General features: G+C 68.3%; 11 protein-coding genes. 5 read left to right on the top strand and 6 right to left on the bottom strand.

What is annotated here, in order from left to right; genetic code table 11:
- A partial coding sequence (gene argS, locus FJY88_06740) for an arginine--tRNA ligase (GenBank protein MBM3287032.1) occupies positions 1 to 540 on the bottom strand: 540 nt, incomplete at its 3' end.
- A 204-nt stretch (positions 541 to 744) separates the two neighbouring features.
- Here argS and FJY88_06735 point away from each other — a divergent pair.
- The 3 genes from FJY88_06735 (at position 745) to FJY88_06725 (ending at position 5,453) form a co-directional block, all read left to right on the top strand.
- Positions 745 to 2,274 carry an insulinase family protein gene (locus FJY88_06735; protein ID MBM3287031.1) on the top strand — a complete coding sequence of 510 codons (1,530 nt, stop codon included), beginning with the start codon at positions 745 to 747 and terminating at the stop codon, positions 2,272 to 2,274.
- 9 nt (positions 2,275 to 2,283) lie between these two features.
- Positions 2,284 to 4,437, top strand: a complete 2,154-nt coding sequence (locus FJY88_06730) for an insulinase family protein (protein ID MBM3287030.1) — start codon at positions 2,284 to 2,286, stop codon at positions 4,435 to 4,437.
- A gap of 227 nt (positions 4,438 to 4,664) precedes the next feature.
- Entirely contained in the window at positions 4,665 to 5,453 is a 789-nt protein-coding gene (locus tag FJY88_06725; protein MBM3287029.1) for a 4Fe-4S ferredoxin, read from the top strand.
- Here the strand turns inward: FJY88_06725 and FJY88_06720 are convergent.
- From FJY88_06720 to FJY88_06705, 4 genes are all read right to left on the bottom strand, one after another.
- Positions 5,403 to 7,724 (bottom strand): VWA domain-containing protein, encoded by a 2,322-nt coding sequence (locus FJY88_06720; protein ID MBM3287028.1) that lies wholly within the window; start codon positions 7,722 to 7,724, stop codon positions 5,403 to 5,405. The two genes, FJY88_06725 and FJY88_06720, sit on opposite strands and share 51 nt — an antisense overlap.
- Before the next feature lie 74 nt (positions 7,725 to 7,798).
- Positions 7,799 to 9,034 (bottom strand): hypothetical protein, encoded by a 1,236-nt coding sequence (locus FJY88_06715; GenBank protein MBM3287027.1) that lies wholly within the window; start codon positions 9,032 to 9,034, stop codon positions 7,799 to 7,801.
- A complete protein-coding gene (locus tag FJY88_06710; protein ID MBM3287026.1) occupies positions 9,018 to 9,725 on the bottom strand; it encodes a sigma-70 family RNA polymerase sigma factor in 708 nt (235 codons plus the stop codon). Before FJY88_06710 ends, FJY88_06715 begins: the two co-directional genes overlap by 17 nt.
- Positions 9,643 to 10,821 (bottom strand): cysteine desulfurase, encoded by a 1,179-nt coding sequence (locus tag FJY88_06705; GenBank protein ID MBM3287025.1) that lies wholly within the window; start codon positions 10,819 to 10,821, stop codon positions 9,643 to 9,645. Before FJY88_06705 ends, FJY88_06710 begins: the two co-directional genes overlap by 83 nt.
- Positions 10,822 to 11,001: 180 nt before the next feature.
- On the opposite strand from FJY88_06705, the gene FJY88_06700 reads away from it, so the two are divergent.
- Positions 11,002 to 12,123 carry a radical SAM protein gene (locus tag FJY88_06700; GenBank protein MBM3287024.1) on the top strand — a complete coding sequence of 374 codons (1,122 nt, stop codon included), beginning with the start codon at positions 11,002 to 11,004 and terminating at the stop codon, positions 12,121 to 12,123.
- A complete protein-coding gene (locus FJY88_06695; protein ID MBM3287023.1) occupies positions 12,065 to 14,437 on the top strand; it encodes a transpeptidase-transglycosylase in 2,373 nt (790 codons plus the stop codon). The genes FJY88_06700 and FJY88_06695 overlap by 59 nt, the downstream gene beginning before the upstream one ends.
- A 253-nt stretch (positions 14,438 to 14,690) precedes the next feature.
- Here FJY88_06695 and FJY88_06690 read toward each other — a convergent pair whose 3' ends face one another.
- Positions 14,691 to 15,248 (bottom strand): hypothetical protein, encoded by a 558-nt coding sequence (locus tag FJY88_06690; protein MBM3287022.1) that lies wholly within the window; start codon positions 15,246 to 15,248, stop codon positions 14,691 to 14,693.
- Positions 15,249 to 15,270 lie beyond the last annotated feature (22 nt).

Raw genomic sequence — 15,270 nt, 5'->3', positions numbered from 1 at the left:
GACCATTGACTTGCAGATGTGGATCCCCCGGTCGTTGACGAGATTCGTGCGGATGACCTCGTATCCCGCCGCCTCAAGGAGATTCGACAGGGCCATCCCGATCGCATTGTTGCGCACGTGCCCGATGTGGAGCGGCTTGTTGGTGTTGGGGCTGCTGTACTCGACCATCACCCTCGATCCGCCGCCGATCGAGAGGCCGCCGTATGCGTCGCCTTCCTCCATCACGCATGAGCAGGCCAGTCGGAGCAGCGACGCCCCCTCGAATCGCAGATTCAGGAATCCGCCCGATGGCCGCGCGGCCTGTAGGCGCAGGTCCGCGATGATCTCCGTCCCGTCCGGCAGTTGCTCGGCCCACCGCTGCGCGATTTCCTGGGGAGGACGGCCGACCGCCTTCGCCGCCGGAAACACGGCAACAGCGAGATCTCCCATCTCGGGATCGGGAGGGCGCGAGAAGGCGGGCTCGAAATCCCCGGCGTCAAACGGGAACCGCGCGAGAAGCTCCCTCTTGAGATCTCTGATCTTAGATTCGATCTGCGCCATGCTTCGATCTGCTCCTTGGGCCGGCGGACACGCTCCCGGATCGCCTGATCCCGACGAGGCGACACTATAACATGACCGGAGCCGCTGCTGGGCTATCGTCTCCTTTCCTGTTGCCCCCCGAAGGCCCTCTCTGTCAGGCTGTTTGGGTGCCCCAGGACCTCCGGCCCTGGGGTTTCCACCGTATGAGCTGGGAGGGCCGGGTCGATGATCTGCTCACGTTTTGTGATCGCGGGTGTGGCGCTCGCATTGTTGTTTGCCGTCTCCGGCGCGCTGGGCGCGGGAGGAGGGGAAGAGCCCGGTGGCTTCGCGGGCCTCGAGAATCAGGTGCGCGAGTTCACTCTCCCGAACGGCTTGACGTTCCTGGTCCTCGAACGTCGCGAGGTTCCCGTCTTCGCGTTTCGAACCTATGTCGACGCGGGGTCGGTGGACGAGGTCGCGGGGGTGACGGGGATAGCGCACATGTTCGAGCACATGGCCTTCAAAGGGACTCCCCACATCGGGACGACCGACTTCCCGAGCGAGAAGGAGTCCCTCGCGAAGGTCGATCGAGCGTGGGCAGATCTGCTCGCCGAGAGGCGGAAGCGGCATCGCGCCGATTCGACCCGGATCCGCGAGCTGGAGACTCTTTTCAAGGCTGCCCAAGAGGAAGCCGGCCGCTATGTCGTGTCCAATGACTTCGGCTCGATCCTCGAGCAGGAGGGGGCGAACGGCCTCAACGCGGGCACCGGCTTCGACGCGACGGAGTTCTACTACGATCTTCCCTCCAACAAGCTCGAGCTGTGGGCGATGATGGAGGGAGACCGGCTGGCCAACCCCGTGCTTCGCGAGTTCTACAAGGAGCGCGACGTGGTGATCGAGGAGCGCCGGATGCGGATCGAGTCCTCTCCCTCGGGGCGTCTCGTGGAGGAGCTGCTCCAGACCGCGTTCGTCGCCCATCCCTATGGGAACGGCCTGGTCGGACACCGATCCGATCTCGAGTCGTTCACCCGCGAGGAGGCGGAGGAGTTCTATCGCCGCCACTACGTCGCCAAGAACATGACGATCGCCTTGGTGGGGGATGTCGACTTCGCCACCGTGCAGAAGCTCGCGCGGAAGTACTTCTCCGGAATCCCCGACGCGCCGGTACCCCCGCCGGTCGACACGGTGGAGCCGCCTCAGAAGGCCGAGAAGCGCCTGGTGATGGAGGACGAGGCGCAGCCGATGGCCTTCCTCGCCTATCACATGCCGGATCGGAACGATCGCCGCTACCAAGCCTACCTGGCGCTCGCGGACATCCTGGGCCGCGGCCGGTCGAGCCGCCTCTACACCGGCCTCGTCAAGGAAGACCGTGTGGCGGTGGAAGCCGGCTCGTTCGCCAGCCTGCCGGGGGAGAAGTACCCCAGCATCCTCTTCGTCTATACCGTCCCGGCGCCCGGAACCGATCCCGATTCCGTCGTCAGCGCCTTCGATCGGCGCGTCGGTGGCCTTCTCCGCGAGCGGCCTGTCACGCAGGAGGAGCTCGACGGATACAAGACAAGGGCGCGCGCGCGGTTCTGGCGCGAGATCCAGTCGAATCAGGGGATGGCGGGACAGCTGGCCTACTACCAGATGATGACCGGGGACTGGAGAAACCTCTTCAAGCAGATCGATCAGGTAAACGCCGTTCGGGTGGAGGATGTGATGAAGGCGGCGCGGGAGTCTCTCCGGGAGGAGAACAGGACGGTCGCCGTGCTGCGGCAGAAGTCCGCTTCGTAGGGGGTGGAAATGTTGAACCAGGGTCGTTGCCTCGTCTGGACGGTCGCCGGGATCGCTCTGCTCGCCACAGTGGCGAGCGCGGCCGGCGACGCCTCCCTGTGGGATCGCGGCAAGCTCGACTATCCGCCGCTCCGCGAGGTCCGCTTGCCCCAGGTGGACAGACACGTCCTTCCCAACGGGCTCGTCATCTACATCCTCGCGGATCGGGACTTTCCTGTCGTTCAAGGACGGATCCTCGTGCGCGCCGGGTCGATGCTGGACTCGGAAGAGAAGGCCGGACTCGCGAGCATAGCCGGGACGGTGCTCAGGACCGGCGGAAGCGCGAAGTTCCCGGGAGACGATCTGGATAAGCGCCTCGAGGCGATCGGGGCGAGCGTCGAGTTCGAGCTCGGAATGACCGAAGGCTCCGGATCGTTCTGGTGCCTCGAAGAGAACACGTCCGAGGTTCTGACGATCCTCGCCGACCTGCTCCGCCGCCCCTCCTTCGCGGAGGAGAAGCTCGATCTGGCAAAGGCCGAGATGCACAGAGCCGTCGCGAGCCGCAACGACGAGCCGATGGACATCATCTTCCGCGAGGGCGGGAGGCTCGTGTGGGGTCCGAGACATCCCTACGGCTTCCGGCCTGAGCATGAGACGATCAACCGCCTGCAGCGGCAGGATCTCGTCGAGTTCCATCAGCGCCACTTCTTCCCTGACAGGATCTACCTGACGCTATGGGGCGACTTCGAGACCCAGGAGATCTTGACGCAGATCACGGCGCTCTTCGGCGACTGGAGCCCCGCGGGGACGGCCGCTCCGCCACGACCTGCGGCGCCGGCGATCGTGCCTGGCGGCGGGCTCGCTTTCGCTCAAAAGACCGGGATGACGAACGCCTGGGTCTTCGTCGGGCATCTGGGGATCCAGGCGGACAACGAGGACTTCGCCGCGATGAACGTCCTGGGGGAGATCCTCGGAGGGAGCTTCGCTTCGCGCCTGTTCAACGAGATCAGGACCAAGCGCGGTCTCGCTTATGCGGCGGGTGGGAATCCGGGAACCGACTTCCCGCGGCCGGGGATCTTCTCCGGATACGCGGGAACTCGCACAGACTCGGCCCTTGTCGTGCTCGGCCTCATTCGCCGGGAGATCGGCAGGATCACGGAGGAGCCGGTCACCGAAGCGGAGCTGAAGAAGGCGAAGGACACTATCCTCAATTCCTACGTCTTCCGCTTCGCGTCGAAGGGACAGATCGCCGCCAGGATGGCCTATCTCGACTTCAACGGCTACCCCGCGGACTTCACGGCGACCTATCCCGAGAAAGTCCGGAAGCTGACCGTCCAGGATCTCCGGGCCGCGGCCCGGCGCAACATCCACCCGGACGATTTGCAGATGCTCGTCCTGGGCAATGAGAAGGAGTTCGCGCAACCCCTGAGCAGCCTGGGCCGGCCGTATCAGTTGATCGACTTGACAATCCCGGAGCCGGCAGTGGAGATCGAGACGGTCGAGGCGACCCCGGCAAGTCTGGAGGAAGGGCGCAAACTGCTCGCCGCGGCGGCGAAGGCGACTGGGGGAGCGGCGTGGTCGTCCGTCAAGTCGATCTCCACCGACTTCCACGGCGGGTGGAAGGTGGCGGATCAGGAAATCATCTTCACGGGGCGCACCGTGCGGGCGATGCAAGGGCGGGCGTACGTCAACCAGAAGTTGCCCTTCGGCGAACTCGTCATGGCCGTGACCGACTCGGTCGGTTGGCGCAAGGTCGCAAACAGCCCCATCCTCGATCTCACTCCGCAAGAGATCGCCCAGCTCAGGGAGGAAGCGGCGCGGGACCTCTGGAGCCTCTTCTCCAAGAAGGAGAGCTATCAGGCTCAGGCGCTCGAACCTGAGGAGTTGGAGGGGAAGGCCTGCGACGTCCTCAGGATCAAGGGCGGAGGGCTGAGCCAGACGCTTCTCTTCCTGGATCGGTCGACCAAGATGCCGGTCGCTCTGCGCTATCCCGGCAAGTCCTCGACAGGCGAGCCGGCCATGGTGACGGAGGTCTTCTCGGATTTCCGTCCGGTCGGCGGGGTCAAGATCCCGCACACCACGAGGACGCTGCACGATGGTCAGCTCGCGATTACGAGGACTGCGGACCAGGTCGTCATCAATGCCGACATCCCGCCGGTCCTGTTCGAGAGGCCGCGTCCCTAGACGCGTCCGACCGGATCCAACAGGCGAGCAGGCGCGCCGCTGGAGCGCCCGGGCTTGGCCGCTTCGCCGGCCAGGTCGCAGGGCGCCCGCCGCGGGCACGCCACGGGCGCTCTCGTTCGGCGACCTGACGATTCCCTTCGCCCGCCGATGACTCAAGTCATACCCAGGGAATCGCTCGTGACCGATCCTCATCCCCGGGGGCGCGCTGCGCGCCGGGAGGCTTGAACATGGCGATTCGGAAGATCATCGAGATAGATGAAGAGCTTTGCGACGGATGCGGACTTTGCGTTCCGTCCTGCCACGAGGGAGCGCTCGCGATCGTCAATGGCAAGGCTCGGCTCGTGAAGGACAGCTACTGCGACGGTCTGGGCGCCTGCCTGGGGGAGTGCCCGCAGGGGGCGTTGCGCGTCATCGAGCGGGAGGCGGAGCGCTTCGAGCTTCCCGAGCCCGCCGCGGCGCCTGCCGCCCCGGCGCACGCCGCGCCGGCCCATGCGGTGCCGACCTGCCCATCCGCAAGGGTTCTCGCGTTCGATCGGCCTGTGCCGCACGGGAAAGGCGCCGAGGGGCCCCAGAGTCCGTCGGCGCTGCGCAACTGGCCGCTCCAACTCGCGCTCGTTCCCCCCTTCGCTCCGTTCCTTAAGGACGCCGACCTGTTGATCGCCGCCGACTGCGTTCCCTTCGCGTTCGCCGACTTCCATCGGACGTTTCTGGCGGGACGGGCTGTCGTGGTCGGATGCCCCAAGCTCGACGATCTGAACGCCTACGTGCAGAAGCTCTCCGCGATCCTCGAGACCGCCGGCGTGCGGAGCGTGACAGTCGTGAAGATGGAAGTGCCTTGCTGCGGCGGGATCGCGCAGGCGGCCCGGATGGCCGTCGAGGCCTCGGGCCGCCCTGTTCCGTTCAGCATCGTCACGATCGGCATCGGGGGAGAGATCAAGGGCCGGGAGGTCGCCGGCCCCGATCCTTCAGGCGTCGAGAACGGCGGCGCGGATGCGCTCGAGCGCGCCGGACGGTAGCTTCTCCTCGCCGTCGGGCGCGATCTCGAGGAGGATGCCGGGAAGCAGGACCCGCACCCGATCGCCGATGGAGAGCCATGCCGCGAGCTTCCCTCCGTCGCGCGCCAGCTCGAAGTAGGCGGCGCCGTAGGTCCGGAGCCGTATCGTCTCGGTTCCGGATGGGAGGGTCGGCGTGATCCTCGCGTCCGTCCACCACTCGCCGTCGCGCCGGAAGCTCACCTCGCCCGCCGTCACGTCGTCACGATCGGCCGGCCGCTCCGCCTCGATCATCGACTTCGTCCGCGCCTCGCTCAGGCTCCAGAGCTTCGCCGAGAGATCAACTTCCTTCTTCGAGTCGGCCTGCGCGCCGCGGCCTCCTCTGAGATGCAGCCCCTCCGCGCTCTGGACCGCGCCCCAGGTCGACGGCGCCGGAGACTGCCGGGCTGCCAGATCCCTGGCGCCTCCTACGGATCCATCCGCGAGCATCGGCTCGTCCTCTCTGGCGAGGAGGGCGACCTCCTCGTTCAGGATCCCGTAGCGGCGGGAGAGATCGCGCAGCTCCGCGAGGGCGAAGGGGTCGTGTCCCTCGCGGCGGATTCTCTCGAGGAGAGAGGCGGCTCTTCGCGACGCCCACAGCACGGGCACGGAGGAGCTCCGCGCCTCCGGGTCGCCGAAGTCGACGCGCCAGGAGCCGGAGAGCCTCTCGCCGCCCGCGTCCTCCGCGGTCAGCCGCACGGTGGCGGGCCCCGCGTTCCTCTTCACCCTGCCTGCGAAGATGAGCGGTTCGCCCGCGAAGAGATCGCGCGGCCCCTCGGGATAGACGTCGTGGATCCTGACGCCCGCGACCTCGAGCCGGACATTGCGCGCGCAGGGTCGCTCCACCCGATGGCGCAGGGCGGTCACGGCCTCGTCCACATCCTCTCCCGGGCGGACATAGCTCACCGACCCGCCGCCCTGGCGGGCGAGGTCGTCGAGGAGGCGCGCGTCGACGTCGTAACCGACGCCGAAGGCGTAGAAGCGCACGGCCCTGCGGTCGATGCGGGCGCGGCCCAGAATCGCTTCCGGATCCTGCTCGCCGACGGTCGGCCTGCCGTCGGTGAGGAAGAGGACCAGGCCCGATCGGCCGACCTGGCCCGCTGCCTCATCGAGAGCGGCCGCGATCGCCGTGCCGCCGGTCGCCTCGAGCCGGTCGATCCAGTCGAGCGCGCGCTCGCGCGACCTGTCCGTCGCTCTGCTCGGCCCTTCAGGGAAGAGGATCTCCACGTCGCCGGCGAAGGCGACGATGTTGAACCGGTCGCGGGGGGAGATCTCTTCGATCATCCGGCGCAGTGCGCGGCGCGACTGCTCGAACTTCTCTCCCTCCATGCTTCCGGAGGTGTCGAGGACGAAGATGATCGTCTTCGATGCCGACTCCCGCTCGGTCAGCAGGTCCCAGCCGGGAGAGACGGCGAGCAGGAAGTAGCCGTCCTCGCCATGCCCGCGGGCGGTCCGGAGATCGACGCCGATGGGGCGCGCGTCCCGCACCGCGATGATCTCGAGCGTCTCATGGGGATTGGGTCTGTCGGTCGCGAAGCGAAGACGCGCGGCGGTCGGACCCTCGCGCTCGATCTCGACATCGTGACTCGGCGAGTAGAGCTGGGCGAGCGGATCGCGCCCCTCGATCTCGAGGTCGAGATCCAGAGGCCCGATCCTGTTCAGTCCGCACAGCGCCGCGACGGGGAAGAGCAGCCGCGCGCGTCCCTCCCTCGCCGCGACGCTCATGTGGTAGCGGAACGAGACCGTTCGGGTCCCGCCGGGGGGGATCGGAAAGGCGGAGAGACGAATCAGGCCGTGGCCGACCAGCTCGATGAGAGCGGGATCTCTGCGCGAGCGCACGATCTCCTCGTAGATTCGCCGGGCCTGGTCCGCCGGAAGAACTTCGGCGGGGTACTCGCGTCCGTCGGCCATGAGGAGCCCGTCGGTGACGACCGCGTCGGCGGGGACAGGGAGAAGGATCTCGACCTCCTCCTGGCGCCCGCCGACGTTCCTGAACGTCTGCTCGCATTCGACCTGCAGGATGAGACCGTCCAGTCGGGCGTCGACCCTGGTGCTTCCCTCCACCATCGCCGATGGGGGCGCGACGATGGGCGGCGGGAGCGGCCGGGGCGCCGGGAACGACTTGCCGAGGGCGGGACCTGCGAGGCTCGACACGAGGCCGATCGCCAGGGTCGCGATGAAGGCGATGGCGGCCGGCGCGACCGGGTTCGCGGCGCGGACCGCGCTGCTGTCGCTGTTGCTGCGCTTCGTATTCATGGTTCCTGCCTCCTCTGGCGACCCGATGCGGTCGCGTGTCAGGGACGCAGGAACCTATCTATGGAGCCGCGGATCTATTCCCAGGAATCCTTTCCCTTCGTCATCTGCCGCGCGCGATGGACTCTTGCAGGGTCCGGAGCCACGGCTGAGTCCGCCTCGACGGCCTTCTCGTAAGCCCGGAGCGCCCTGGCGCAGAAGGCCGGGTTGTTCCACGTGCGGCCCAGCCACTCCCAGAGGTCGCCGATCAGAATGTAGCGCGCGGCCCTGGTCGCGGGCTCGATGGCCGCTCCGTCGGGTCCGGAAAGGTAGGCGTCCTCTTCCTCAAGGCGCGACTCCAGATCGCGCGCGGCGGCGAGCGTGTCCTCGGCGCTCACGCGTCCGACCCGGGTGCTGGAGACCGATCCCCACGTGCGGAGCGCCTTCGCTTCCATCCCTTGCCCCGCCAAGGGAGTTGCCGAGCCCGAGGGTTCCGCCCCTTTAGCCTCATTCGGCGACACCGGAGCATCGGTCACCAGGTATTGTGCTTCCGCCGAGCGCCCACCCCGCAGGTGAAGACCCCCCAGTTCCTTCTTGGCGTCCGCTTCAACCACGGGCTGTTTCGGTTCAGCGGGCGCCCCGCCGGCATCATCGGCCTGGACGGGCCGGCTCGAGGCTCTCGGATGCTCCGGGGGAGGCGCGACAGGGGGCGCCTCTCGCTCCGCGACGGCCGCTTGCGGCGCGTCTCGTTCCGCAACCGCCTCTTGCGGCGCGTCGGGCACTTGCGCAACCGCCGCCTGGGGCGGCTCTCGTTCGGCAACGGCCGCTTGCGGCGCCTCTCGTTCGGCAACCGCCGCCTGCGGCGCGTCGAGCGCCTCGTCTCTCGCTGCGTCCTCTCGAAGGTTCGTCCCGGCCGGTGGCGCCTCCTCCTTCATCCACGTCTCGCGGGGCGGCATGCCCAACCGGATCGCAAGGATGACCGCGGCCGTCGCGGCGACCAGTCCGCCCGCCCAGCGGAGCGTCAGGCCCGACCAGAAGCGCCGCGGCGGACGCGCGGCGGCTCCGGCGTCGCGGCCCATCCAGGCCGGATCGGGCTCCTGCCGCAGGCGCGCGAGGAGGCGCTCCCTGGCCACCTCCTCGCGGGCGAGTTCCTCCGTCTCCGCGAGGACGTAGCGGCGAAGAAGGCCGTCGGTCGCGCGCATCTGCTCTTGCGCCGTCCTGCACTGCGCGCAGGCCGCAAGGTGCTCCTCCATCTGCCGGGTGACCTCGGGGTCCAGATCGCCGTCGAGATAGCGGTCGAAGAGCCGAAGGTAGGTCTCACAATGTTCGGTCATCGGGTCCTCCCGCGGGGAGCCATCCCGCCAGCCTCTGCCGGAGATTCCTCCGCGCGCGGCTCAATCGGGACATGACCGTCCCGATCGGAATCCCGAGGAGACTCGCGATCTCCTCATAGGTTCGCTCCTCGACCACCCGCAGGATCAGGATCGCCCGGTGCATGGGATCCAGCCCGTCGAGGGCGTCCGAGAGGTCTCGCTGAAGCAGCCGCTCGTCGAGATGCCGCACGCTCCGTTCGTCGGCGAGCCACGGCCCGTCCTGTCGTCGCTCATCGCCAGGATCGTCCTCAGGGCCGTCGAGGCTCACTTCCCCACGCCTCCTGCTCGCGAGGGACTGGAGCGCGAGGCGGATCCCGATCGTCCAGAGCCAGGGGCGGAACGGCCGCGCGAGATCGAAGCGGTCCAGGGCTCGATAGGCCCGAAGGAAGGCCTCCTGGGTCAGATCCTCCGCGTCCTCCGCGTTCCGCGTGATCCGGCGGAGGAGCCGAAGGAGATCGCGGTGATAGCGCATGACCAGAACCTCGAAGGCGGCCTTCTCGCCGGACAGAACCCTGCGGACGAGATCCGCTTCCTCGCGGACGATCCCGTCCTTCGACTCTCCCAGGGGACTATCGTGCGGGCGCGTCGGGATTCCCTCCGGTCGCCGCTCTCCAGCCACGGGCGAGGCAGGCCACGGCGGAGTCGATCGCATCCTCGTCCGTCGCGTATCCGAGGCTCAGGCGAACGGAGCCCCGGGCTTGCTCTTGCGGTATCCCCATCGCGACGATCGCCGCGGGCGGGGCGTCGCTCCCCGCGTGGCAGGCCGATCCGGTCGAGGCGGCCACTTCCGGAGAGGCGGCCAGGACCGCGCCCCCGCTCGCTCCGGGGAATCGGACGTGGAGCGTGTTGGGAAGCGTCGCGGTTCCATCGGCCGTGCGCGCGATTCCGGGGACGGCCGCGCGCAGGCCTTCCCAGAGGCGCTCGCGAAGCCTCTGGAGCGCCGCCGGCTCGCCCGCCTCGACGCGCCGCCGAGCGATCGCGCACGCTGTCCCCAGTCCGACGATCCCGGGGACGTTCTCGGTCCCGCCGCGAAGGCCCCGCTCCTGCCCCGCGCCGCGCAGCGGCGGCGAGAGAGGAGTGCCCCTGCGGACGTAGAGCGCGCCGACGCCTTTGGGACCGTAGAGCTTGTGCCCCGCGATCGTGAGCAGGTCGCAGCCGATCGAGCCGACCTGGACGTGGATCTTCCCGAGGGTCTGCGCAGCGTCGACGTGGAAGATCGTCCCATGCTGCGACGCGTGCCTTCCGACGATCTCCACCGGCTGGACCACGCCGGTTTCGTTGTGGGCGTGCATCAGGGAGACGATCGATGGGGCCATCCGCGCTTCCCACAGGGCGAACAGCTCCGGGAGTCGGACCACGCCTCTCTCATCTGGGGGGACGAGGATCGCCTCGTCGCCGAGTCGCCGCAACCTCTCCAAGGGATCGAGCGTCGCGGGGTGCTCGAGCGAGAAGCTCGCGATCCTGAGCCTCCGCCCTGGAGTCCCCTCGCGCAGCGCCTCCGCCGTTCCGAGAAGGGCGAGCCAGCTCGCTTCGGTTCCTCCCGACGTGAAGACGATCTCGCCGGGCGTCGCCCCGATCGCGGCGGCCACCTGAGCGCGGGCCTCCTCGACTCCCTCGCGCGCCCGCCTGCCGAAAGCGTGGCCGCTCGATGGGTTCCCGAATCCCTCTCGGAGGTAGGGGAGCATCGCCTCGAGCACGGCCGGATCGACGGGGGTCGTGGCGTTGTGATCGAGGTAGATCGTTCTCATCGGCGCTCTCCTGCTTTCCCCGCGCTGTCGAGCGCGCTCCGCAAGGTCCAGACCGTTCTGACTGCAATTGAGACGCTCACCCGGCGCATCCGTTCGGCCCGGCTGGGTTCCGGGGGCGCCGGGCCTCGCGGCGCGCCCGCTCGCTTCTCAGATGCAGTCAAGTACGTCTAGAATAGCCCCATGAGCCGGCCCGACAAGTTCCGCGAAATCGAGCGCTCCGTCGAGAGGGTCCTCGACGGGGGGAGGATCACGATCGCCCAGGCGAGGCGCTGGCTCAAGGACAGGGACCCCGAGGCGGACCGGATCCTGCGAGAGGCCGCCCGGCGGATCACCGATCGCCTTCACGGCCGACGAATCCAACTCTTCGCTCCCCTCTACTTCTCCAACCTCTGCGCGAACAACTGCCTCTACTGCGGTTTTCGGCGGGGGAATCCGAACGCCTCCAGGCGCGTCCTGACCGCGGAGGAGATCGAGAAGGAGACCGTCGCGCTCCTCGAGATGGGCCATCGCAGAATCCTCCTCGTCGCGTCCGAGGACCCGACGGAGAAGGGGCGCCGCCTCATTCTCACCGCGGCGCGCGCCGTGCGCGAGACCCGGGCGAACGGCGACGCGGTGGTCCACATGGGCTTCGAGGTGGCGCCCGGGGATGTCGAGCAGTTTCGCGAGATGGCCGAGGCGGGCGTCGACTCATACACGCTCTTCCAGGAGACCTACGATCGCAGGACCTACGGCGTTGTGCATCCCGAGGGCCCCAAGAGGGACTATGACTGGCGGATCGAGGCCCCCGACCGCGCGCTCGCCGGAGGGATCCCGGCCGTCGGTCTCGGCGTGCTGCTTGGCTTGGGGGAGCCTGTCCGGGACACCCTCGCCTTGATCGAGCACGCGCGCAGGATAGAGGATCGATGGGGCCGTCCGCCGCGGACGGTCTCGCTTCCTCGAATCGAGCCGGCCGATGGCTCGGCGCTCTCCCGGAACCCCTACCACGCCGTGTCGGACGACATGCTGCTGCGCCTGATCGCGGTCATGCGGATCGCTCTGCCCGGGACGGGCATCGTCCTGTCCTCCCGCGAGCCGGAGCGCATCCGCGATCGGGCCCTGGAGTATGGGATCACCGAGATGTCCGCCGGCTCTCGAACCGATCCGGGAGGCTACACGGCGCACACCGACTGCTCCTTGGCGCAGTTCGAGATCCAGGACTCTCGCCCCCTGGCGCAGATCGTCGATCTGCTGAGACGCAACGGATATGAGCCGCACACCGGCGGCGAGCCGCGGCCGGAGGTCCTATCACCCGCATGGAGCTAGAGTCGAACGGCGTCAGTGTAGGCGACGAGGAGCAGTGAGAGGGCGTCTGTTCCTGCCGCTCGCACTGGGCGCTTGCCTCCTCGCACTGCTCGTCCTGCTCGGGGGATCCTGCCTGTCGATCAGGATCCCGGAGAGCGGATCGCGCCAGACGATCCTCTTCTACTCAGTCGCGACCGACCTGCGGGACGGATCCCGCATCGACCCTCAGGAACTGGATTCGCGGCTGCGGAGGCTCGGCTACCGCGAGGTGGACGATCCGTTCGAGCCGGGGCAGTTTCGGGTTCGGGCGGGGGAGTTCACGATCTACCTCCGGCCCTTCCGCTATCCCGACCGGCGATTCTCCGGCGGGATGATCCGCGTGGCGATCTCAGGAGGGATGGTCGCCAGGGCGGAAGCGCTCGATCCGATCGAGCCCGATGACTTGCGGCTCGAGCCCGAGCGGATCGCCGGCTACGAGGGGGAGACCGGGGCGGTGCTCAATCCGCTGAGGCTGGCCGATGCCCCGCCACTTCTCGTCGACGCGGTGATCGCGGTCGAGGATCGCCGTTTCTACAGCCATCCGGGGATCGACCCGATCGGCCTGCTGCGCGCGATCTGGGCCGACATCCGCCATCGGGAGGCGCGGCAGGGCGGCTCCACCCTCACCCAGCAGCTCGCGCGATCGCTCTATCTGCGCAACGAGAAGACCGTGCTCCGCAAGGCCCGGGAGGCGATCCTCGCGCTCGCTCTCGAGCTGCGCTACTCGAAGAAGGAGATCCTCGAGGCGTACTTGAACGCGGTCTACTGGGGTTACTGGGGGACGATGGAGATCCGCGGCGCGCGCGAGGCCTCGAACTACTACCTGGGGTGCGACCTCGAGAAGGCCGACACGGCGGGGATCGCCCTTCTGGTGGGGCTCTTGCAGGCGCCCAACGCCTACTCGCCCTACTCCTCCCCGGAGAAGGCCCTGCATCGGCGCAACGTCGTGCTGCAGGTCCTCGAGGAGAGGGGAATCCTGGAGGAGCCGCAAGCGCGGGAGGCGGCGAAGCGGCCCCTGGGGGCGAAGCGGGCGCCGGGCAGGCAGGCCGAGGCGGCCTACTTCCTCGACGCCGCCAGGCACGAGGTCGAGAGGAGAGCCCCCAAAGGGGTCCTCAAGAGGCCCGGCACGGCGGTCTTCACGACCCTCGATCCACGGTCGCAGGCTGCCGCTGTCGCCGCGCTGCGGGACGGGCTGGCCCGACTGGAGTCGGATCACCCGAAGCTGAGGCGCAAGAAGGGGACGCTGCAAGGCGCGGTCGTCGAGATCGATCCCGCCAGCGGGGAGGTTCGCGCGCTGGTGGGAGGGCGGGACTACCAGAACAGCCCGTTCAACCGGGCCCTCGATCCCAATCGCCAGGCGGGGTCGACCTTCAAGCCGTTCACCTATCTCGCCGCGTTCCGGCACCCGCGCAGGAAGGATGGGAGCTACTGGACGCCGGCCACGATCATGAAGGACGAGCCGCTCACGATCCGGCTCGGAAGGCGCCGCCACTGGGCCGTGCACAACTATGACGGCGACTACCGAGGGGAAGTCACGCTCAGGACGGCGCTCGAGCAATCGCTGAATGTCCCGACCGCGGTCGTGGCCCAGGAGGTCGGGATCGCGAGTGTGGCCTCGGCGGCCAGGGATCTCGGGATCACGAGCGAGCTGGACGAGGTCCCCTCGCTCGCCCTCGGCGTCTCGGGCGTGAGTCTGGTGGAGATGACCGGCGCCTACGCGGGCCTCGCCGCCGGCGGCGCAGCCCGCACTCCGACGCTGCTGACAGCGGTCACAGGTCCCGACGGGACGCCCGATTCGCTGAGCGCGCTCACAGACCCGCCGGGTGTCGGCGCGGCCGAGGCCTACTTGCTGACCAGCCTGCTCCGCGGCGTGATCGATGCGGGGACCGGGAACGACGCGCGCGGTGCGGGGGTGCGCGGGGCCGTGGCCGGCAAGACAGGGACCACCGATGACTACAGGGACGCCTGGTTCATCGGATACTCGCCCCGCAGGTCGATCGGCGTGTGGGTCGGATTCGATCGCGGGGAACTCGTCGGTCTGTCGGGCCGGACAGGCGCGCTGCCGATCTGGAGCCGCGCGATGCGGGCTTCGATGGCGATCGCGGGGGATGGGCACTTCTCGAAACCGCCCGGGATCGTCGTGGAACAGATCTGCGTCGAGTCGGGGCAACAGGCGGTAGGAGGCTGCCCCGAGTTCCGCGACGAGGAGTTCCTCGCGGGGACCGAGCCGCGGGAGGCATGCGAGCGCCACGGCGGCGGCTTGCTGAAGTCGATCCGGAGGTTCTTCCGCCTCTAACGGCGGAACGTGCCTGGTTCGTGATCGTTCTCGGAGAAGGGCGTCTCTTGCGGGTCCTGCGGGACAATCGGAGAAGGGCGTCTCTTGCTGATCGTGCGGGACGACTTCAGTCGCCACCGCGGATGCCGGACCAGCATCGGGATGGCGAGGGACTGCCCGCTGCCGTTGGGCCTCGACTTGAGTTTCTTGGCCACGGGGGCACAAGCGCGCGGCCGCCCGGCCCGGTGGGGGAGGGAATCCAGGCCGAGCGGAATCACCGGAACAGCGCGCGCAACCGGCCCCAGGTCACAGGCAGTGTAGGAGTGTCGCCGCATCCCACCCCGAAGGCTCCCATGCGGCCGCATCCGGCCGGGACATGGGTGGCTGTGCACGGCGAGTCGGAATGGATCGCGAAGTTGCGCGTCACGACCTCACAGAAGAGCGGGTCGAGGAAGATGTTGCCTTCCTCGGGGGCGATGGCGCAGTTGTTGCCGTTTCCCGCGCTGTTTTGCCAGAAGTCGTTGCATCCGATCGATGCGACCATCGCGGAGCAGTCGATCGCGAAGCCGGTCTGATTGGAGAAGATGTTCTCCTCGATCGAGGGCGAGCCCGAGTATCCACCGATCGCGGCGCCCTGTCCGCCTGTGTTCCCGTCGAAGGTGTTCCCGACGATGTCCTGCAGCGCCGACTGCTCGCAGATCGCGCCCCCTTTGCCGGAGCTGTTGCCAAAGAAGAGGTTCGCGCGAACCGTGTTCCCGCTTCCATTGAAGGCGTTGATCGCTCCTCCCGAAGCCGGCGCCGTGTTCTCCGAGAAGCGGCTGTTCTCGATCAAGTGGCCGGTGCCCTCTAGATCG

Source organism: Candidatus Eisenbacteria bacterium, from assembly GCA_016867495.1.
Taxonomy (GTDB): Bacteria; Eisenbacteria; RBG-16-71-46; order CAIMUX01; family VGJL01; genus VGJL01.
The sequence above is the reverse complement of the archived record's forward strand: the minus strand, read 5'-3'. Positions and strand labels throughout refer to the sequence as shown.